This is a genomic window from Streptomyces sp. NPDC048751 (genome assembly GCF_043198595.1).
In the GTDB taxonomy this organism is placed as follows: domain Bacteria; phylum Actinomycetota; class Actinomycetes; order Streptomycetales; family Streptomycetaceae; genus Streptomyces.
Window position 1 is genome coordinate 321488 of record NZ_JBICUX010000009.1, and the last position, 19611, is coordinate 341098.

Genomic DNA, 19611 nt, shown 5'->3' on the forward strand with positions numbered 1-19611 from the left:
GTCCTTCGAGGTGGCGGGTCGGGTCAGTCCTTGCCGTTGAGCCTCCAGATCTGGTTCTTCTTGGTGGTCAGGGCGCTTGCCGCGTCGCAGGTCCACTGGTGGACCAGGGCGCCGGGTGCGGTGGAGATGGTGCTGACGTCGACGCACTTGCCGCTGTGCACGGCGACGAGCTGGTAGTCGTGGCTGTTGCCGAGCGCGGTCACCGGCCGGAGCGTGAAGCGCTGGTTGGCGCCGTTGAGGCAGGTCCACTGCTGGACGGCGGCGCCGTCGGCCGTGGAGAGCTGGCTGACGTCCAGGCACTTGCCGCTGAAGTGGTTGACGACGGTGTAGGTGTCGGTCGTGCCGGTGACGGGGTGGAAGTCGAAGACCTGATCCTGGCCGCTTCCGCAGGTGTTCTGCTGGTACTGGGTGCCGTTGGCGGTGGACTGGCCGGGGTCCTCCAGGCAGAGCCCGCTGTGCTGCGCGACGGCCGTGGAGGAGAAGCCGGACGCGGCGCCGATGTGCAGACCCACCGGTGCGAAGGAGACCTGGTCGAGGTGGGGCGCGGAGCTGGAGCGCATGGGCTGTCCGATGTCGCTGCCGCCGCCCGAGTAGACCACGCCGACGGTGGTGCCGTCCCAATTGTAGAGCTGGGAGGCGGTGAACTTGACGGTGTTGGCGCCCTTGGCGAGGGTCACGGGGACCGTGTAGTTCTGGAACTGGTTCCAGTGCAGGGTGCTGGCGAAGTTGACGCGGGTGGCGGTGCCGCCGTTGACGCTGACGTCGGCGTGCTCGGCGTACAGGTCGGGGTTGTAGTGGTTGGAGGGCAGTTCCTCGGCGTTGGCGTAGCGCATGGTCATGGCGTAGGTGCCGGCCGCGGGCGCGTTGACGTCGAGGGTGAGGGAGTTGGCGGTTCCGTTGCCGATGCCGGTGACGACGCCGCCGTTGGCCTGGTTGTAGGTGTTGTCGACGGTCGCGGTGCCGGTGAGGGTGCCGTTCTCGGCCTGGTAGGTGACGACGTTGCCGGTGGTGACGGCTGACGTGGCGCTGAAGGGGGTGACGGCCAGGTTGTCCAGGGCGAGGGTGCCGCCGGCACCGGTCACCTTGACCTTGTTGATGCCGCCGTTGAGGTACACCCGGTTGGTGGAGGTGGACCAGGCGCCGGTCGTCGCGCCGGAGAGGGTCTGGTCGTCGGCGGTCTTGCCGTTGACGGTGAGACCGGCCTGGCCGGTGTTGCGGAAGCGGGCCGTCAGGTCGGCGTATCCGTCCCGCGCGGAGTAGACCCAGAAGGTCGCGGACTTGCCGGAGGTGAGGTTCACCGCGCCCGCGCCGGACTGGCCCTGGGCGGCGTAGGTGGCGGTGCCGCTGTCGGAGAGGTTGGCCTGCTCGGCCTCGTAGAGGGTGGTGCCCTGGACCGAGGGGTCCTGGTACGTGAGGTCGATCTTGTCGATGATCGCGTCGCCGACGGTCGTCGCGCCGTTGTCGCCGGTGGTGGCCAGCGTGATGGTGTGGCTGCCCGCGGTGAGGTGCACGGTGGCGTCATCGTGCCCCCACACGACCCACTGGAAGCCGACCGGTATGTCGATCCTGGTGGAGGCACCGCCGTCGACCCGCGCGTACACGTTCGTCGGCCCCTTGACGTCGGCGTCCTTGGCGTAGCTGTTGCCGAACACCGACAGGTCGTAGTCGCCGGTGGTGGGGACGGAGACGGGGAAGGAGATCACCGTGGTCGAGCCGGTGCGCAGGCCTCCGACGTCCTTGGTGCCCGAGGTGGCGAACTTGCCGACGTTGCCGGTCGTGCCCTCGGTGTTGATGTTGTAGCCGCTGCCGCTGAGCGTGGCGTTCTCGGCCTCGTACGTGCCCGTCCAGGTGGCGTCGGACGCGGTCGTGCTGCCGGTGCCGCCCGGGGAGACGATCACCTGGTACGCGGACATCGCGTCGAGGGTGATGGGCAGGGTGATCGAGCCGTCGGAGCCCACGGCGACGTCGGCGTCGGAGAGGCGGGTCGGAGTGGCCGCCGCGCCTATGTAGCCGCTGTAGCGGTCCTGGAAGACGCTGACGTGCACGGTGCTGCCGAAGACCGCCGGGTCGATGTTCTTGATGACCGTGTCCGAGGCGCCGCTGGTGCCGCCGCCGGCGAGGATGACACGCGCCTGCTTCTTGGCCGTGTCCACACTCGCCAGGCCCTGGAGGGTGTAGGCGGCGTTGGCCCCGCTGCTGGTGACCTTGACGGTGTTGCCGCTCATGGAGCTGTACCAGTTGTACAGCCACCACTGGGCGTTGGGGGTGTTCTGGGCGGCGGCGGAGTCGCCGAGGTTGCCGTTGATGTTCCAGTACGGCAGGTTGCCGTCGACCTTCTCGTCCTCGATGGCCGCGATCCACTGGACCATCTGGCCGGGGTCGGTCAGGTGGTAGCGGTGGGCGTACTCGTTGAGGTTGACGGGGATCGGGGAGGTGATCCCCGCGGCGGTCTCCACCGCACGGTAGGCGTCGACGGTGCTGCGGACGCCCGCCGGGCTGCCCAGGGTGTGCCAGGTCACCACGTCGGGCAGGCAGTTGTTGGCCTTGCAGTACGTGAGGAAGCCGCTGAGGGAGGAGTCGCTGTAGCTGGAGGTGTTGGGACCTGCCAGCCGTGCCGCGGGCCAGATGCCCTTGATGAAGTTGTAGGTCTGGCGCCACTCGGCGTTGAAGTTGGCCAGCGCGGTGGCGTTGGTGCGCATGCCGCTGAACCAGTTCAGGTCGGGCTCGTTGTAGGGGATGAAGACGATGTGGCTCGCGTACGGGCTGGCCATCGCCTGCTCGACCTGCGTCTTCATGGCCGCCTGGTAGGCCGAGTAGCTGGTCCGCTCGTAGTTGGCGCGGTACACGTCCGTCATGTAGATGAAGACGTCCCCGCCGCCGCTGTCCACGAAGGGCTTCGCGATCTCCAGCGCGTCCGAGCCGGGGTGCTGCTGTCCGTCCTGGTACTTGGTGTTGGTGGTCTTCAGCCCCATCCCCTCGATGAGGTTGTTCGTCGGCACCTCCGGGCCGTACAGGCCGTACAGCGCCCCGGAGGCCCCGCCCCGGAAGGCTCCGGTGCCGGCGCCCAGGTCGACGGTGAGGGTGGGAGTTGCGGCGGAGGCCGGCGTTGCCGTCACGGTGGTGACACCGGCGACGACGGTCAGCGGGAGCAGCGTCTTGGCGACGCCGCGCAGGAGACGTCTCGTCGTCGAGCGTCTTCGCCCGATTGCTGGCATGTGCTTACGTCCCTTCAGGGATAGGGCTGGGTCTTGCTGTTCGGCCCCCGTGCCGGACGTGTGGGTGGGTTGGCGCTCGCGGTTCGGGTGACGGTGGCGTCGCTCTCCCCTGACTCCTTCATCGAACCGGTTCGCTTTCCACTTACGAGGAAGCCCGTTCGGGTCAAAGCGATGGAGATGAGAGGGCACCCCGATGTCGAACCGGTTCGCGTGAAGGGAAAGTAGGAGGTGACCGTGCGGGTGTCAATACTTCTCGCGCACCCTCCGAAACGCATCGGAAACCTGTACGCGCGGCCCCCTCGCAACTCCCTTTCCGGGCCCCGACATAGGGATGTCGGAAGTATTGACGCGTCCTACGTCCCGCACTTAGCGTCTGCCCGACCTTACGAACGCCGTTCGCCATTTCGGACAACTCGCTCGCGTCGCCGACCCCGCCCAGGTGAAGCGCCACCTCGCGGGCGCCCAAAAACCGGCACCGGGACCGAGCCGCCCCGCCACTCCACCGCGCCACTCCACCCGATGGTGGCATCCGCAGAACGACAGGAGACGTACATGTCCGCGCTGCGCGCACGGCTGTCGGCGATATTGCTCGCCGCGTGCCTCCTCTTCACCTCACAAGCCCTGACCGCACCTGAGCAGGCGGCCGCCGCCGACCCCGGCTACCTGATGGTGCACTTCACCGGGGAGGGGGCGACCAACCAGCAGATGTACCTCTCGCACAGCACCGACGGCCTGCACTGGAACGACCTCAACGGCGGCGGCATGGTCCTGCGCTCCACGGTCGGTACGCAGGGCGTGCGTGACCCCGCGTTCGTGAGATCCCCCGACGGCAGCAAGTACTGGATCATCGCGACCGACCTGTGCATCAGCTGCGGGCAGACGTGGAGCCAGTCCATCAACGACGGCAGCCGCAACCTCGTGGTGTGGGAGTCGACGGACCTGGTCACCTGGTCGAAGCCGTGGCTGCTGAACGTCGCCGGCGCGATCCCCGACGGGCGCAACGCGTGGGCCCCGGAGGCGATCTGGGACCCGGAGACCAACGACTACGTCCTGTACTGGGCGACGAACGTGCCCTTCAACGGCGCGACCAAGCACCGCATCTTCTACGCCCGCACCAGCGACTTCCGCACCATCACCACCCCGCAGCTCTACATCGACCGCCCCGGCACCCAGGAAATCATCGACACCCAGATCATCGAGCTGCCCTCCGGAGTGGGCGGCTACCGCTACGTGCGGGCCTCCGGCGACGGGCAGATCACCCTCGAAGGCAGCAACTCGATCCTCGGGACCTGGACCAGGCTCGGCGACCTCTCCGGCATCGGCCTCACCGGCTCGCAGGTCGAGGGCCCGATGTGGATGAAGTTCAACGGCACCGACAAGTGGGCGCTCTACCTTGACCAGTACGCCACCAGCGGCGGCTACATGCCGGTCCTGACGACCGACCCGTCCAACCCCGCCGCCTACCAGAAGCAGGCATCAAGCAGCTACAACATGGGCGGCACGAAGAAGCGCCACGGCTGGATCCTGAACCTGACGGCCGCCGAGGAGAGCCGTGTGCTCGCCCGCTGGCCCAACACCGCAGCCCAGCGGCTCCAGTCGTACAACTTCCAGGACCGCTACGTCCGCCACACCAACTTCGACGTGCGCATCGACCAGAACATCACCAGCGACGACGCCAAGTTCCGGCTGCGGCCCGGCCTCGCGGGCACCGGCACCGTCTCCTTCGAGTCGGTGAACTTCCCCGGGTACTTCCTGAGGCACTCCAACTTCGACTTCCAGCTCGCCCACAACGACGGCACCAGCCAGTTCGCCCAGGACGCCACCTTCCGCCAGGTCGCCGGACTCGCCGACTCCACATGGTCGTCGTTCCAGTCGTACAACTACCCCGACCGGTACATCCGCCACTACGCGTACGAACTCCGCCTCGACCCGATCACCACCACGACGGCCCGCAGCGACGCCACCTTCCGCACGACGAGCTGATACCCCGCCCGGCCGGCGCTCCGAAAGGGGCGCCGGCCGGGCTGGTGCCCGGTCCCCGTACTCCGCCACGTTCTTGCAGGTCAGCGCCCTCAGTCATCCTCCTTGTCGACGTTCTCGCCCGGCAGGAGGATCCGGCGTGCCCAGAGGCCCAGCATCACCGTCCCGCCGACCAGCAGCGACACCGGGTCGTAGGCAAGGGGGGCCAGCGCGTACCCGAGCGCCGTGACGGTGCAGACGGTCAGGACGATGAACGCGCTCCCCGACCGCAGCGCCGGCCGACCCGCGACCAGTACGCTCCCCCCGCCGGGCACCCAGGGTCCGACAGCGATCACCAGCAGTCCCGCGGTGACGCAGACGTCGCCCAGTTGAAAGGACATCGCCTCGGGGCCATGCGGGCCGCCGATTATCCGCAGGCGCAGGGTGTCGCCGATCAGCATGAGGAACAGTCCGACGATCGCCGCCCACACAGTGCCCTGCTGGTCGCCCCGTACGAGACGTCGCAGGACGAGCAGAAAACCGAGGGACACGACTTCCGAGGCCCACAAGAGGCCGAACATCCCCGTCTCCGGCCGCCAGCCGTCACCGGCTCTCCCGAGGAGGACCCATCCGGCCATGAACACAGTCCCGGCCGTGACGGCTCCGTCGAGCACGCGCCGCAGCCACGCGTGCCGACCTGTACCCGCATCGGCGGCGACCACCAGACCGGCCATCCCCAGACCGACCGCGATCGTCACTCCGGTGACCACCGTCAGACCGGCCAAGCCGCGTGAGTCCAGTCCCTGCGCCGGTTGAGCCCACAGCGCGGTGGTCGCGGCCCGATAGACGCCCCCGGCGGTCGCGGAGACCGCCAACAGCAGCAGCCGCTTCCGCACCCGCCCACTCGAGCCCCAGACACGGAGCAGCAGAGAGAGCGTCAACACCCAGCAGGCGACGGACGGTCCGAGGGACATCATCCGCGCCGCCGAACACGTGCCCTGGTCCCACGCCGACTGCTCATCCGGGCCGTGAACCCGCCCGACGGCTTCCCCAACCTCAACATGCAGGTGCGCCTTTCAGCCGGCGCCCGCCGTCAGGACCTCCCCCACGGCCGCCGGACCCGTACGCAGACCGTACGAGACTCACCACCGACACCGAGCGGAAAAGCCGGCTGACTCACTCGTGCTGCGTAAAGAGAGTGCACAGCCCTCGGCTCCCGCAGCCATCACCGATCGTCTGCGAGCGGCGGCCTCCGCAAGCGGGCGGCGGCGGTGCGGGGGAAGCGCACCACCGCCGCCGGTCGAGGGCGGGGCCCCACTCGAAGGGACGGTGTCTAGGACGGGGTGACGGTGTCGTGCGACCGGTTGCGGCCCAGGCGGTCGCGGACCAGTGCGACGACGACCACGCCCACGGCCACCAGGGTGGACAGCACGACCTGGTCGCGGCCGCCGCCGTCGGCGGTGTCGGTGAGCATGTAGCCCAGCACGAAGGTGATCATCGCGATGGTGGCCCAGGTCAGGTACGGGTAGAGCCACATCCTGATGACCAGCTTGTCCGGCGCCTCCCGCTGAAGGGTCTTGCGCATCCGCAGCTGGGAGAAGCAGATCACCAGCCAGACGAACAGGGCGATCGCACCGGAGGAGTTGAGCAGGAACTGGAAGACCGTGTCCGGCCACAGGTAGTTGAAGGCGACGGCGACGAAGCCGAAGACCACCGAGGCCAGAATGGCCGCCTGCGGCACTCCGCGGCCCGTGGTCCTGCCGAGGGCGGCCGGGGCGTCGCTGCGGCGGCCGAGGGAGAACGCCATCCGGGAGGCGGTGTAGAGACCGGAATTGAGGCAGGACAGCACGGAGGTGAGCACGATGGCGTTCATGATCTGGCCGGCGTGCGGGATGCCGACGGAGTTCAGTGCGGCGACGTACGAGCCGTCCTTGAGGATGGCCGGGTCGTCCCAGCGCAGCAGCGACACCACGACCAGGATCGAGCCCAGGTAGAACACCGCGATCCGCCAGATCACGCTGTTGGTGGCCTTGGTCACCGCTGCCCGCGGGTCGGCGGTCTCGCCGGCGGCGAGGGTGACGATCTCGCTGCCCATGAAGGAGAAGACCACCATCAGGATGCCGGTGAGGATCGCACCCGGACCGTTGGGCAGGAACCCGCCGTGCGCGGTGAGGTTGGAGAAGCCGGATGCCGGGTGGTCCGAACCGGGCAGCAGGCCGAAGATCGCGAGTCCGCCGATCACGATGAAGGCGGCGATGGCGACGACCTTGATCCCGGCGAACCAGAACTCGAACTCGCCGTAGGAGCTGACCGAGGCGAGGTTGGTGGCGGTCAGGACCACCATGACGATCAGGGCCCAGCCCCACTGCGGGACCGCGGGGATCCACCCGGCCAGGATCTTGGCGCCGGCGGTCGCCTCGACCGCGAGCACCACGACCCAGAAGAACCAGTACAGCCAGCCGATGGTGAAGCCGGCCCAACGGCCCAGCGCACGGTCGGCGTAGGCGGAGAACGATCCGGAGGTGGGATTGGCCGCGGCCATCTCGCCGAGCATCCGCATCACGAGGACGACGAGGACACCGACGAGCAGGTAGGAGATCAGGATGCCGGGGCCGGCGGCGGCGATGCCGGAGCCGGAGCCGACGAACAGGCCGGCGCCGATGACACCGCCGATCGCGATCATCGACAGGTGGCGGTTCTTCAGCCCGGCCTGCAGGCCGGATCCTTCCGAGGAGCTCTCGGTGGTGGTCACCGGGTCGGGGGCGGAAACAGGGGGACGTGTGGTCATCTCGACATCCAGGGGCAGATGGGACGAGGGAAGGTTCCGGCGGGATCGGCCGGGGTGGCCGCAGGGATTCCACCGGGCGGGGCGTGCGAGGTACCGGGTAACGGGGCGGGTGGCGATCACGGTCGCGGAGCGGGCATGGTGGACCGTGGCCTCCGGGCAGGTGCCTGCTGGACCGGTCGCGCCGGTGGCGGTCACGGGTTGTGCCGGTGGCGGTCAGGAAAATAGTTCAGGACGATCGAAAAAAACAAGGGTCCCGTCGCCCGCTCCATGGGATCCGCGTACTGTCCACCGACGGCGCCCCAGCCCGTACGCACCCTGCCGACGGATCCCGACGACGCTCTCGTCGAGGTGCAAATTCCCTGCTCAGCCCCATGGTGACCCGCCGACGACCCGATCCTCTCCGCCGACTTCCCGACCGGTCGCGGCGAGGTCTTGTTTAACTGTTCACCTTGCTCTAATTTTTTGCTGCATCGCGATCCGCTCCTCCCGTCGCGACACCTCCCCTCCCCCTGGGAGCCGCTCATGCAGCACACCGTCGCGTCGCCGCGGGAACCACCCGCGGACCTTCCCGCTCACAGGTCCCGGTCGGCCGGACCGTCACGTGCCGGGCCCCGTCCTGGCGCGCGGAACCGTGTCCGTCGCGGGCCCCGACCGCGATCAGCGGGCCGTTAGGGTGGCGCCGTGGTGAATGCAGCGGGCAAGTTCGGGCCTTACAACCAACCGGGCCCGGCTCCTACGACCTCGGTCATCGGCGTGGCACACGCCCGCGCGCTGCCTCTCGGGGGCCAGAGCGGATCCGATCTCGTCCGGTCGCGGATCGCACTGCGGGTGCGACTGCGATCCGTGCAGCCCGGGGACCGGCTGCCGGACGCCGGGGTCCTCGCCGAGGAGCTGGGGATCAGTGAGATCACCGTGCGCCGCGCGCTGGAGGGCATGTGCCAGGACGGCCTGCTCGACCGTCGGCGCGGACGGGCGGGCGGAACCTTCGTCGCGCAGGGCTGGGACACGGTCGTCGCCCTGATGCACGACGCGGAGGAGGCGGCTTCGCTGGACGCCTTCCATCTGCTGCTGGAGTGCGGTCTCGTGGCGCACGGTTCGGGAGAGGTACCGGCCGAGCGGCTGGACGGGCTTCGCGCACTGGTCGAGGAGATGGAAGGGACCGACGCCCCGGCCCGCCTGGCCGAGCTGGAGACCCGCTTCCACCTGGACCTCGCGGAGGCGCTCGGTGGCGCCGGAATCCGTGAGTTCGCCGCCGATCTGCTCGGCCGGCTGAGCCTGCTGCTGCCCGCGCCGCAGCCCGAGGTGGTACGGGCGCAGAACCGCTGTCACGCCGACGTGCTCACCGAGCTCGGGCGGGGTGCGACCGATCCGGCCGTGCGGGCGGTGAAGGCACACCAGCGTGCCCGGCACCGCTGACGCCCGGCCCGTCCCCGCCCGAACCTCGACACCCCGCGCACCCACCACGCCGCCACACCGCACGAGGAGTTGCCGCCATGCCCAACCCCGGAGCAGGTCCGCTGTCCCCGCCGGGTCCCGTCGGCGGCGCGCCCCAGCGGCTGCGCGGCGGCGTACTCGGCATGGCGGACATCGCCGCCGCCACGATGGCCAACGTCGGCCCGGCCATGAGCTTCTTCTTCGGTTTCGCCTTCCTGGCCACCACCGCGGGTGTGGCGTCGCCCCTGACCATCGCGGCCGCGGGTGTCGCGGTCGCGCTCCTCGGCAACACGCTGGCGGAGTTCTCCAGGGCGCACCCCTCGGCGGGCAGCTTCATCACCTTCGTGGGCAGGACCTTCGGACCGGTCAGCGCGGTGACCACGGCGCTGCTGGCGGCGCTGGGCTACATCATCGCGATGGCCGGCGTCGTCTCGATCTCCGGCGGGTTCGTGCAGATCACCCTGCACCACTACACCGGCGTGGACCTGCCGTGGATCATCTGGACGCTGCTGCTGACCGGGCTGGCGGTGGTGCTGATGCTGCGCGGGGTGGTCGTCTCCACCAAGTGGGCCGGCTACTTCTTCGGCGCGGAGATGCTGGTGCTGGTCGTGGTCTCGGTCGCGGCGCTGGTGGAACACCGCGGTCACCTGTCCTTCGACCCGTTCCTGCCCAGCCACATCAGCGACGGTTTCAAGGGTCTGGCGGCGGGCTTCCCGCTGGCGGTGTACCTGTTCATCGGCTGGGAGAACTCGGCGGCACTCGCCGAGGAGACGGAGAACCCGCGGCGCAACGTCGGCCGCGCCGTGTTCTCCTCCGTCGCGATCATGACGGTGAGCTACATCCTCTTCGCCTACGCCACGGTCACCGGCTTCGGCTACGACGTGAACCGACTCGGGGCCTCCCGCATCCCCTTCATCGAGGTGGCCCACGACACCCTCGGCGTGCTGGCGTTCCTCGCCTACCTCGGCGGTCTGACCTCCACCCTCGGCGTGCTGATCGCGGGCATCAACTCCCAGGCCCGCCTGGTGTTCAACGCCGGACGCGAGGGTCTGCTGCCCTCCTTCTTCGGCTACGTCCACCCCGTCCGCCGCACCCCGAACAACGCGATCGTCACCTTCACCGCCATCGCCCTGCTGATCATCGGCGGCTGGGGCCTGGGCCACCTGCTGGGCTCGGAGGGCGGCCGGATGAACCCGGTGGTCTTCTTCACCGAGTCCTCGACGCTCGGCGCCATCCTGATCCTGCTGGTCTACCTCGCCTCCAACATCGCCCTGCCGCTGTACTACCGCAGATACCGCCCGCAGGAGTTCCGGGTCGTCCGGCACCTCCTCCTGCCCGCGCTCGGCACGGTGGCCATCCTGGTACCGCTGTACTACCTCGCCAAGCCCGGCCAGCCCGCGCCGTACAACTGGTTCCCCTACGCGGCGATCGCCGCCCTGCTCGCCGCCGTCGGCTACGCAACCCTCCTGGTCCGCCGCGACCCGACCCTGGCCGAACGCGTCGGCTCCATCGTCGCCGACGCGGAGTGAGACGGGCCGAAGTCACCAGGGGATGACGCCGTCGTCCTCGAAGAACGAACCGGTCGGGCCGCCGTCGGGCAGCGTGGCGAGCCGGATCGCCGTGGCCGCGCCCTGCTCAGGAGTACGGGGTCCGTGGAAACCGGTGAAGTCGGTCGCGACCAGGCCCGGGCAGGCGGCGTTGATCAGGACGTTCGTACCGGCGAAATGTCGGGCGTACTGCACGGTGACGGCGTTGAGGAACGACTTCGACGGCGAGTACGCCGCCATGACGGGGCCGATCTCGATGCCCGGGTCCGCCTGGCGTGTCAGGGAGGCGACGGCACTGGACACGTTGACGATGCGTGGCGACGTCGAGCGCCGCAGCAGCGGCAGCATCGCGTTGGTCACCCGGATGACACCGATCACGTTGGTCTCCACGACCGTGCGGACCACGTCGAGGTCGAGCGTGGTCGGATCCTGAACCCATCCCGGCCCCGTCTCTCCCGAGATGCCGGCGTTGTTGACCAGGGCGTCCAGGCGCCCGGCCCGCCGTTCGACCAGCTCCGCGGCTTCGGTGACGCTCTGGCCGCTGGTCACGTCCAGGGGCACCCCGAACGCGTCCACCCCGGCGGCACACAGCTTCTCGACGGCGGACTCGCGCCGGGCCTCGTCGCGGGCTCCCACGCCCACGCGGTACCCGAGGGCGCCCAGCCCGGCCGCGATCTCATACCCGATCCCCTTGTTCGCGCCGGTCACCAGCGCGGTCTTCGTTTCGCTCATGCCGCTGATGTTCACTCGCGGACGCGGGGCGCATCCAACACCGATACGGTGCCCTGTCATACCCGGCAGGTATCACGGAAGTAGGCTGCGGCCATGGACGCCTTGGAAACCCGCGAGTTGAGGTACTTCCTGGCCGTCGCGGAGGAGCTGCACTTCGGCCGCGCCGCCGAGCGCCTCGGCATGGCGCAGCCACCGCTGTCCCGGGCGATCCAGCAGCTCGAACGGCGCCTCGGTGTCTGTCTGCTGCAACGCAACCGCCGCGGTGTCTCCCTCACCGGCGCCGGAGAGGTACTGCTGCACGAGGGCCGTGCGGCCCTCGACGCGACCGCCGCTGCCGCTCGCCGCGCCCGTCGCGCCGGTGGCGCCGACAGCCCGGGCGGCCCCCGCAACCGCCTGGTGCTGGCGGTGAAGGCCGCCGCGTCCCACGAACTGCTGCAGAAACTCCTCGCCGCCTACGCGGCCCAGCCTGACGCCGCCGAGCTCGAGGTGCTGCCGAGCGGCATGTGTGAGCAGGGAGAGATGCTGCGCGACGGCCGCGCCGATGTGGCGCTCATGCACGCGCCGTTCAACTCCCTCGCCGGGTTCGACAGCGAGGAACTGCTGACCGAGGGGCAGATCGCCATCCTGCCCGCCGGACACCCCCTCGCCGCGCGCGAGACGCTCTCCCTGGCCGACGTCAGCGACGTCCCCGACCTTCCGCTCGCCCGCTGGTCCCGCCACGGCACCTACCCGCCCGGCCCTGGCCCCGAGATCCACGACCAGACCCAGCTGGCCCAGCTGATCGCCCTCGGACGCACGTTGGCCGTCTTCCCCGAATCCGCCCGCGCCTGGCTATGGGCCGAGCACACCGCCGTCCCCCTGACCGACGCGCCTCCCGTCGTCACCCACATCGCCTGGCCCGCGCACAGCCGCTCCGTCGCCCTCGCCGGGCTGATCCGTACAGCCACACAGCTATGAGCGACCGTGGTCGGAAGGCTACGCAGCGGCGGCAGGGCGCCCCGCAAGGAGCAGACTGGCATCCATACGGGCGGCCGGGAGGTGCTGGGATGCGGTGGTGGGCCGGGGCGTGGGTGATCGCCGGGGTGGTCGTCGTGGCCGCGTGCGGTACTTCGACCGGGGGTGGCGGAGCTACTGGGGAGCCGTCCGGGAGGCGCACGATGGAGCCGGGCACCAGCACGCCGACGCCCACCCTCGCGAACCCGTCCTCTTCCGCTTCGGCCGGCGCCTGCGCCGCCGGACACGCCGAGGTCACCGTCGCTCCCGGTGGCGCGCCCGGACAGCGGCTGTGCGTGCGGCCCGGGACCGTTGTGTCGCTGATCCTCGAACCCCGCTCCGACGACAAACGATGGGTGGCCGTCCACAGCTCCGCGCCGGTTCTCGTCGTGACGTCCGGATGGCGGGTGGAGGGGGACGGTTCCGCCCGCGCCGCACTGCGGTGCGCGGGCACCCGGGGCGGCACGGCGGAGGTCACCGCGCTCGCCAAGGCGCCGGACGTCGCGGGCGCGGCGCGGGTCGCCTTCACGCTCGAGGTGAGTGTGGTGCCGCACACGACGGAGCGGTGATCCCGAGGGCCGGGATCACCGCTCCGTACGACTGTCGGGTCAGTCGACGTCACGCACGGGGATGCGGTAGATGCCGCGGCCGTGCGTCGCCGCGTACAGCGTGCGGCCGTCGGGGCTCGGCTTCAGCTGGAGCACGGCGACGGCCGGGAGCGATCCGACGCGCTGCCACTTGGTGTGGCCCGGGGCGCGGTGGACGACGCCGAGGTCGGTGGCGACGGCGAGGCCGCCGCTCGGGGTGACGACCGCGGAGTCGGCCGGTACGTCGGGAAGGTTCGCCGAGATGTCCTTCCAGGTGGTGCCGCCGTCCCTGGACTCGAAGACGTGGCCGACACCGGCGCCCGGTCCCTCGGTCCACTGGCGGGAGAAACCGCTGACCGTGAGGTAGACGTGGTCGGCGTTCCTCGGGTCGATGGCGAAGCCGCTGAGGTAGCGGTTGGGTACGGTGCCGTCCGCACCGGTGGCGGGCAGGGTGATGTCGTGCCAGCCGGTGCCGTCCGCGTTGCCGACGGAGATGCCGCGGGCGAAGCCCTGGTTGTTGCAGGGGCCGCACCAGGCCGCGTACACCTTGCCGCCCGAGGCGGCGACGGCGGTCGCGGTGTGGCCGGCGCCGAGGTCGTACACGCTCTTCCACTCGTCACCGCTGCGGATGGCGTAGCCGTGGGTCTGCACCCAGACGTGCCGGCCGCCCGCGATCCAGGTCGAGCTGTTCTTCGCGTCGGCCGCGAGCGGGGCGATGAAGCGGGCCTCGCCGGTGGCGTTGTCGGCCGGGGCGACGTTGTAGGACGTGGCCTTGCTGGCGTCGGTGGCCCAACTGCCGTCGTTGACCGCGCAGTTCTGGGTCACCTGGATGGACAGGTAGACGTACTCCTCGGCGATGTTGCAGCCGTTGGCCGGGTCGGTGAGGGTGTCGCCGCCGTCGCCGCCGAAGTTGGAGCCCATCACCTTGTCGTTGCTGCGCAGGATCGACTGGCCGTTGTCCTGCAGGCCGCCGGTGACGGAGACACCGCCGTGGTCCAGGTCCTTGCCGACGCCCACCGAGTAGTACTGCAGGGTGTCGATGGTGCCGTCGTTGAGCGAGGTCCAGTCGGTCGCGTGGCCGGAGGAGTCCTGGGCGCCGTCGACCGGGCGCCTGTAGACGCCGCCGTCGTTGCCGACGTAGACGAAGCTCTTTCCGTGGTAGCGGCCGATGGCGACGCCGTGCTGGTCGGAATGGGTGGTCTGGTTGCAGTCGCCGGTCTGCTTGGCGGGGTCGATGCTCCAGCAGGGGAAGGTGAAGTTCCAGTACGGGCCGACGGTGGACCAGGTGCCGCCGCCGTCCTGGGTCTCGTAGACCTCCTCCAGGCCCGCGTACACGTGCTCCGCGTTCACCGGATCGACGGTCAGGAACTGGTTGTACCAGGCCTGCACGCCCGGCATGTAGCCAGGAGTGGTCAGTGCCGAGTTGTCCGCGGCCAGGCCCTTGTAGTCGGCGATCTTCGTCCATGGGCCCTTGGGAGAGCCGGACTTGGAGACGTAGATGCCTTCCAGACCGCTGTCCGGGTTGGTGTTCAGCTGCTCCGGCGACTGGTCGATGGCGTAGTAACGGGAGCCGTCGGCGGAGCGGGCGAAGGTGACGTTGCCGACGTCGTCCGCGTCGGTCGGCAGGTCGCCGAAGCCGCTGGTGATCCGGGTCCAGGTGCCGTGGGAGGCCTTGGCGTCCCTCGTGTAGAAGCCGTTGTAGTCGTCACCGCTGCGCCAGCCGACCGCGAGGACCACCTTCGAGGGGTCCTTCGGGTCGATGGCGATGTCGTTGGCGATGTTCTTGTACGCCGCGTCGGGGTCGTCGGCCTTCGAACCGCCCGGCAGATAGTCGGGGTTGGGCGCGAACTCCAGCTTCCAGGCACCGCTGAGCTTCTTCGTGGAGTGGCTCCACACGCCTTCGCTGGTCGCCGCCCAGACCTTGCCGCCGCCGAACCGCAGCTCGTGGATGGTGGTGGACTCCAGTTCGTCGCCGCCGACCCGGCTGCGCGAGGAGAACGTGCCGTGGTGTGGGTCGGACAGGACGTAGACGCCACTGCCGAGGTACGCGTCCGCGTTGGTGGACGCCTCGCCGGTGCCCAGCCACAGCCGTCCGGTCCCGTCGAGCGCGAGCGCGCCGGTGGACTGCGAGGACAGCCGGTCGCTGATCGGCTTCCAGTGCCCTCCCCCGCTGCGCGAGCGCCACACGCCGCCGCCCGCGCTGCCCGCGTACACGTACCCGGCGTCGTCGGCGGCCATCGCGGCCGTCCGACCGGTGACGTTGCCCGAGCCGCCGCTGGAGTTGGAGTCGATGTCGCGGTAGCGCGGGTCGTCGGAGTTGTACGGCAGGTTTGTGACGCTGCGCCAACTCCCCTTGGTCCTGGGCAGATCGGTCAGGGCGGCCCACGCGGCGCCGTAAGCGCCCGGTGCGACGATGCCGGGTGAGGTGCGGGCCTCGGCGTACTGGTCCGCGCCCTCGGCTATCTCGTCGGCCTCGTTGCCGTCGTCGTCATCCTCCGCCACCTTGGGGCTCATGGCCCCCACCGACTGCTCGTGTCCGGCGGCGAGTTGGGCGAGTGCGCGGACCCCGAAGGGGCTGCTGTCGCCGCCGGGTGCGGCGCTCGCGGGTATCGCGAGGAGTCCGGCGGATGCGGTGCTGGCGCAGATCGTCAGCCATCGTCTTCTACGGGTTGGTGCTGGCACCAGGTCCTCCCAAACGGGCGTCGACAGACCGTCGGTAGAGACCTGACCACGGGTGGGAGTAGGCGTCCGACGCTTGAGAAGGCCTTGACCAGAGCCTGCCACTTCGTGACGGTTCGTCGGCGTGAGGACATCGAGGGCCCGTCGGCTGCTGGTCGGTCGAGACCCGCCTGGAGACTCGCTGTGCACGCGCCGCCGAACCCGGTCGCACACCCGCTCCCCTGTAGATTCGTTGCACGACCTGAGGAGATCCGCGATGCCCGACCGCCGCAAAGTTCTGTTCGTGACCGACCTCGCCTACCAGGCCGGGGGCGGCGCTACTGCGACGAGGACATCTTCCTGACCTCCCGACTGCGGGACGCCTTCGACATCGCCCTGTGCCACCCGTTGGATGCCGCCTCACTGATGGACGCCTTCGACGGGGTCGTGGTCCGTAACAGCGGACCCGTACTGCACTACCAGAAGGAGTACGACGCTTTCCGGGAACAGGCCACGGGGCCCGCGGCACCCGGATCTACAACCCGCTGTCCGGCCGGGGCGACATGGCCGGCAAGCAGTACCTGCTGGACCTGACCGCCGCCGGATACCCGGTCATCCCCACCATCGACCGGCCCGAGGACCTGCACCTGCTGCCCGAAGTCGGCCAGTACGCGGTCAAGCCGAAGGCAGGCGCGGACTCCATCGGCCTGACCTTCGTACCCCGGAAGCAACTGGACGACCTCGCCTACGGCGACATCCTCGTCCAACCGCGCGTCGACTTCCGCTACGAGGTGTCCTTCTACTTCGTCGACGACGCCTTCCAGTACGCCCTCCACGCCCCCGACCCCGAACGGCGCTGGGTCCCCGAACCCTACGAGCCCTCGCCTTCGCCCGGCGCTTCATCGACTGGAACACCCTCGACCACGGCATCCAGCGCGTGGACGCCTGCCGCACCCAGGAAGGCGAACTGCTCCTCGTCGAACTGGAGGACCTCAACCCGTACTTGTCCCTGGACCTGGTCCCCGAACGGGCCCGTGACTCCTTCGTGGAGAGCATGACGTCGTCCCTCCACCGGTTCCTGGACACTCCTCCCCGCCCCTGAGGCGGCACCCTGACGCCGGCAGCGCCCACCCACCGGGGGGCTGCGTCGCGGCTCAGCCGCGTGGCCCCGCGCCGTGCAGGAGGGTGTCGATGACGAGCGTGGCCAGTGCGTCCGGATCCTGTGCGGCAGGGCCCTGCTCCGCGCCGGGCCTGTTGATGGCTTCGCTGAGGAGGGCGTAGTACACCTGCCGCGTCCACTCCAGGTCGGCGTCCGGAGCGAGCAGCCCCTCGCGTTGCGCCCGATTCATGAGAGAGACGGTGTGGGCGTTGATCTCGTCCCAGAGGGCGGCTGCGGTGGGGGTGTGAGCCGTGGCGTGACTGAGGGTGAAGCGCCAGGTGTTCTTGACCCGCAGGACGTTCGCCGTCACTCGGTGCAGCGCCACGAGTGCGGGAGCGGCGTCCGGCCGGGCTTCCTCGATGGCGTCGATGAGCTGCTGCTTCGCGGAGACGGCGAGCGCCTCCAGCAGGGCCTGCCGGTTCGCGAACCGGCGGTGCACGGTGATCCTGGTCAGCCCCGCCGCCTCGGCGACCTGCTCCATGGAGGCGCCGGCGTCCTGGGCGAAGACCCGCTCCGCCGCCTCCAGAATCGCGCGCACACTGCGCTCGGCATCTGCCCGCAGTGCTCGGCCCATGTCTGTCTCCTGTCTGATTCGCTGCCCGGCCCCTCGTACAGGATACGTGAATGCTACCGGTATCCGATTAGTTGATCCTTCCGCGCATCAACTCACTAGCTAACTGATTCTTTACTGTTGCTGTTAGGTAAGAAGCTGATACATTGATGCAACCGATCGACATCGACCCCATGAGTCAGGAGCCCACAATGGCCACAACACGACCGGTAGCCCTCGTGACAGGCGCGTCCTCCGGCATCGGAAAGGCGGCCGCCCTCGCGCTGGCCGCGGCAGGCCACGAGGTGATCGGCACCAGCCGCAACACCGCGCACGTCACCCCGCTCAAGGGCGTGACCTTCCTCGACCTCGACGTCACCAGCGACGCGTCGGTGACCGCGGCGGTCGGAGAGGTGATCGCCCGGTTCGGACGGATCGACGTCCTGGTCAACAACGCCGGCATCGGCTCGGCGGGCGCGGCGGAGGAAAGCTCCGCCGCGCAGGCGCAGGGCCTGTTCGACATCAACGTCCTCGGCGTCATCCGCATGACCAACGCTGTCCTGCCCCACATGCGCGGCCGGCGCAACGGACGCATCATCAACATCTCGTCCATCGTCGGGTTCATGCCGCAGCCCTACATGGCCGTCTACGCCGCTTCCAAGCACGCTGTCGAGGGCTACTCCGAGTCCGTCGACCACGAGGTCCGCGAGCACGGCGTGCGGGTCCTGCTCGTCGAACCCGCCTGGACCAGCACCGCGTTCGACGCGGCCAGCGTCCGCCCCGACCAGCCCCTGGACGTCTACGCCCACCAGCGCCACGTCTTCGAGGAGTACATGGCCCAGGCCGTCAAGGACGGCGACGACCCCTCCGTCGTCGCCAAGGAGATCGTCTCGGCGGCGACCGACGCGAAGCCCAAGCTGCGCTACACCGCCGGCGCCATCACCGGACGCGTCCGCACCATGCGCCGCATGGTTCCCTCCCGCATGTTCGACCAGCAGCTGCGCAAGCTCAACCGCCTGCCCGCCGCCTGACGTTCAGCCCCCGCCTCCAGACCACGACGACAGGAAAGCGAAGCTCGACATGAGCACCTATCTGGCAGACGCTGCCGAGGACCGCACGGTCGACGGTCCCTCCGCGACCTTCACCTACCGGCGCCTCGGCCCGACCGGCGGCACCCCGCTGGTCCTTCTGAACCGGGTCCGGGGAACCCTCGACTGGTGGGACCCCGAGCTCCTGGACCACCTGGCCGCCGAGCACGACGTGATCGTGTTCGACAACGTCGGCACCGGCTACACCACCGGTACTCCGCGCGACTCCGTCGAGTCACTCGCCGACGGCACCGTCGAGTTCATCGAGGCCCTCGGCCTCACGCAGGTCGACCTGCTGGGCTGGACGCTGGGCGGCACCGTCGCCCAGGACATCGCCCGCCGGCGGCCCGACCTGGTGCGCAGGCTGGTCGTGGCGGCCGCCAACCCCGGCGGCACGGTGCCCGGCGCACCCGAGCCCGACCCGAAGGTGCGGGCCACCATGACCAAGCCCGAGGTCACGGGGGACGACCTGGTGTTCCTGTTCTTCCCGGAGACGGAGACGGGACGCGCCGCCGGTTACGCCCACCTCGCCAGGGTGGCCACCCGGCTGGCCACCGGGCTCCCGGAGGTGTCCGAGGCGGCGACCATGGGCCAGATCTCCGCGATCGCGAAGGACGCGGCGATTCCCTTCGAGCAGGTGCGAGCGGATCTGGAGAGCATCCGCCAGCCCGTCCTGTACGCAACCGGCATGCGGGACGTGATGATCACCCCCCTGGCCTCCTACACCGCCGTGCAGCACCTGCCCCACGCCACCCTCGTCGCCTACAGCGACGCCGGCCACGCCTTCCTCTTCCAGCACGCCAAGGACTTCGCCACCCAGGTGACGGCCTTCCTCGCCGACTGACCACTGAACGAAGCCCGACACCACGGGAGTCGGAACGCCTCCCCGAACGAGGAGCCC

General features: G+C 69.7%; 13 protein-coding genes and 1 pseudogene. 8 read left to right on the forward strand and 6 right to left on the reverse strand.

Features of this window, described 5'->3' with window-relative positions; translation table 11 throughout:
- Positions 1–23: 23 nt before the first annotated feature.
- Entirely contained in the window at positions 24–3215 is a 3192-nt protein-coding gene (locus tag ACGFNV_RS28735; protein ID WP_393626152.1) for an RICIN domain-containing protein, read from the reverse strand.
- Positions 3216–3767: 552 nt separating this feature from the next.
- On the opposite strand from ACGFNV_RS28735, the gene ACGFNV_RS28740 reads away from it, so the two are divergent.
- Entirely contained in the window at positions 3768–5198 is a 1431-nt protein-coding gene (locus ACGFNV_RS28740) for a glycoside hydrolase family 43 protein (protein ID WP_393626153.1), read from the forward strand.
- 89 nt (positions 5199–5287) lie between these two features.
- Here ACGFNV_RS28740 and ACGFNV_RS28745 read toward each other — a convergent pair whose 3' ends face one another.
- Positions 5288–6118, reverse strand: a complete 831-nt coding sequence (locus tag ACGFNV_RS28745; RefSeq protein WP_393626155.1) for a hypothetical protein — start codon at positions 6116–6118, stop codon at positions 5288–5290.
- A 389-nt stretch (positions 6119–6507) separates the two neighbouring features.
- Positions 6508–7962, reverse strand: coding sequence for an amino acid permease (locus ACGFNV_RS28750; protein ID WP_393626156.1), 1455 nt, complete (start codon positions 7960–7962; stop codon positions 6508–6510).
- A gap of 681 nt (positions 7963–8643) precedes the next feature.
- Here ACGFNV_RS28750 and ACGFNV_RS28755 point away from each other — a divergent pair.
- Both ACGFNV_RS28755 and ACGFNV_RS28760 read left to right on the forward strand, forming a co-directional pair.
- Positions 8644–9378 (forward strand): FadR/GntR family transcriptional regulator, encoded by a 735-nt coding sequence (locus tag ACGFNV_RS28755; protein WP_393626158.1) that lies wholly within the window; start codon positions 8644–8646, stop codon positions 9376–9378.
- 77 nt (positions 9379–9455) lie between these two features.
- Positions 9456–10925, forward strand: coding sequence for an APC family permease (locus tag ACGFNV_RS28760; protein ID WP_393626159.1), 1470 nt, complete (start codon positions 9456–9458; stop codon positions 10923–10925).
- A gap of 12 nt (positions 10926–10937) precedes the next feature.
- Here the strand turns inward: ACGFNV_RS28760 and ACGFNV_RS28765 are convergent, their stop codons facing one another.
- Positions 10938–11675 (reverse strand): SDR family oxidoreductase, encoded by a 738-nt coding sequence (locus ACGFNV_RS28765; RefSeq protein WP_393626161.1) that lies wholly within the window; start codon positions 11673–11675, stop codon positions 10938–10940.
- A 93-nt stretch (positions 11676–11768) separates the two neighbouring features.
- On the opposite strand from ACGFNV_RS28765, the gene ACGFNV_RS28770 reads away from it, so the two are divergent.
- Positions 11769–12632 (forward strand): LysR family transcriptional regulator, encoded by an 864-nt coding sequence (locus ACGFNV_RS28770; protein ID WP_393626162.1) that lies wholly within the window; start codon positions 11769–11771, stop codon positions 12630–12632.
- A gap of 200 nt (positions 12633–12832) precedes the next feature.
- Complete coding sequence (locus tag ACGFNV_RS28775; protein ID WP_393626164.1) at positions 12833–13237, forward strand: acetyl-CoA synthetase; 405 nt, start codon at positions 12833–12835, stop codon at positions 13235–13237.
- A gap of 39 nt (positions 13238–13276) precedes the next feature.
- On the opposite strand, the gene ACGFNV_RS28780 is transcribed toward ACGFNV_RS28775, so the two are convergent.
- Positions 13277–15937 carry a glycosyl hydrolase gene (locus tag ACGFNV_RS28780; protein WP_393626165.1) on the reverse strand — a complete coding sequence of 887 codons (2661 nt, stop codon included), beginning with the start codon at positions 15935–15937 and terminating at the stop codon, positions 13277–13279.
- A gap of 253 nt (positions 15938–16190) precedes the next feature.
- Between ACGFNV_RS28780 and ACGFNV_RS28785 the strand changes: the two are divergent.
- Positions 16191–17015: pseudogene (locus tag ACGFNV_RS28785) on the forward strand (hypothetical protein).
- Between the two features lie 52 nt (positions 17016–17067).
- Here the strand turns inward: ACGFNV_RS28785 and ACGFNV_RS28790 are convergent.
- Positions 17068–17646, reverse strand: coding sequence for a TetR/AcrR family transcriptional regulator (locus ACGFNV_RS28790; RefSeq protein ID WP_393626166.1), 579 nt, complete (start codon positions 17644–17646; stop codon positions 17068–17070).
- 188 nt (positions 17647–17834) lie between these two features.
- Here ACGFNV_RS28790 and ACGFNV_RS28795 point away from each other — a divergent pair, with 188 nt between their 5' ends.
- Together ACGFNV_RS28795 and ACGFNV_RS28800 are read left to right on the forward strand one after the other, a co-directional pair.
- Positions 17835–18653 carry an oxidoreductase gene (locus tag ACGFNV_RS28795; RefSeq protein ID WP_393626168.1) on the forward strand — a complete coding sequence of 273 codons (819 nt, stop codon included), beginning with the start codon at positions 17835–17837 and terminating at the stop codon, positions 18651–18653.
- Between the two features lie 49 nt (positions 18654–18702).
- Complete coding sequence (locus ACGFNV_RS28800) at positions 18703–19554, forward strand: alpha/beta fold hydrolase (protein ID WP_393626170.1); 852 nt, start codon at positions 18703–18705, stop codon at positions 19552–19554.
- The last annotated feature ends 57 nt before the right edge of the window (positions 19555–19611 follow it).

Bases quoted from the DNA above. Each gene is read 5' to 3' on its own strand.
- ACGFNV_RS28735 (WP_393626152.1), bottom strand. From the start codon at position 3,215: ATGCCAGCAATCGGGCGAAGACGCTCGACGACGAGACGTCTCCTGCGC.
- ACGFNV_RS28740 (WP_393626153.1), top strand. From the start codon at position 3,768: ATGTCCGCGCTGCGCGCACGGCTGTCGGCGATATTGCTCGCCGCGTGC.
- ACGFNV_RS28750 (WP_393626156.1), bottom strand. From the start codon at position 7,962: ATGACCACACGTCCCCCTGTTTCCGCCCCCGACCCGGTGACCACCACC.
- ACGFNV_RS28760 (WP_393626159.1), top strand. From the start codon at position 9,456: ATGCCCAACCCCGGAGCAGGTCCGCTGTCCCCGCCGGGTCCCGTCGGC.
- ACGFNV_RS28765 (WP_393626161.1), bottom strand. From the start codon at position 11,675: ATGAGCGAAACGAAGACCGCGCTGGTGACCGGCGCGAACAAGGGGATC.
- ACGFNV_RS28770 (WP_393626162.1), top strand. From the start codon at position 11,769: ATGGACGCCTTGGAAACCCGCGAGTTGAGGTACTTCCTGGCCGTCGCG.
- ACGFNV_RS28775 (WP_393626164.1), top strand. From the start codon at position 12,833: ATGGAGCCGGGCACCAGCACGCCGACGCCCACCCTCGCGAACCCGTCC.
- ACGFNV_RS28790 (WP_393626166.1), bottom strand. From the start codon at position 17,646: ATGGGCCGAGCACTGCGGGCAGATGCCGAGCGCAGTGTGCGCGCGATT.
- ACGFNV_RS28795 (WP_393626168.1), top strand. From the start codon at position 17,835: ATGGCCACAACACGACCGGTAGCCCTCGTGACAGGCGCGTCCTCCGGC.
- ACGFNV_RS28800 (WP_393626170.1), top strand. From the start codon at position 18,703: ATGAGCACCTATCTGGCAGACGCTGCCGAGGACCGCACGGTCGACGGT.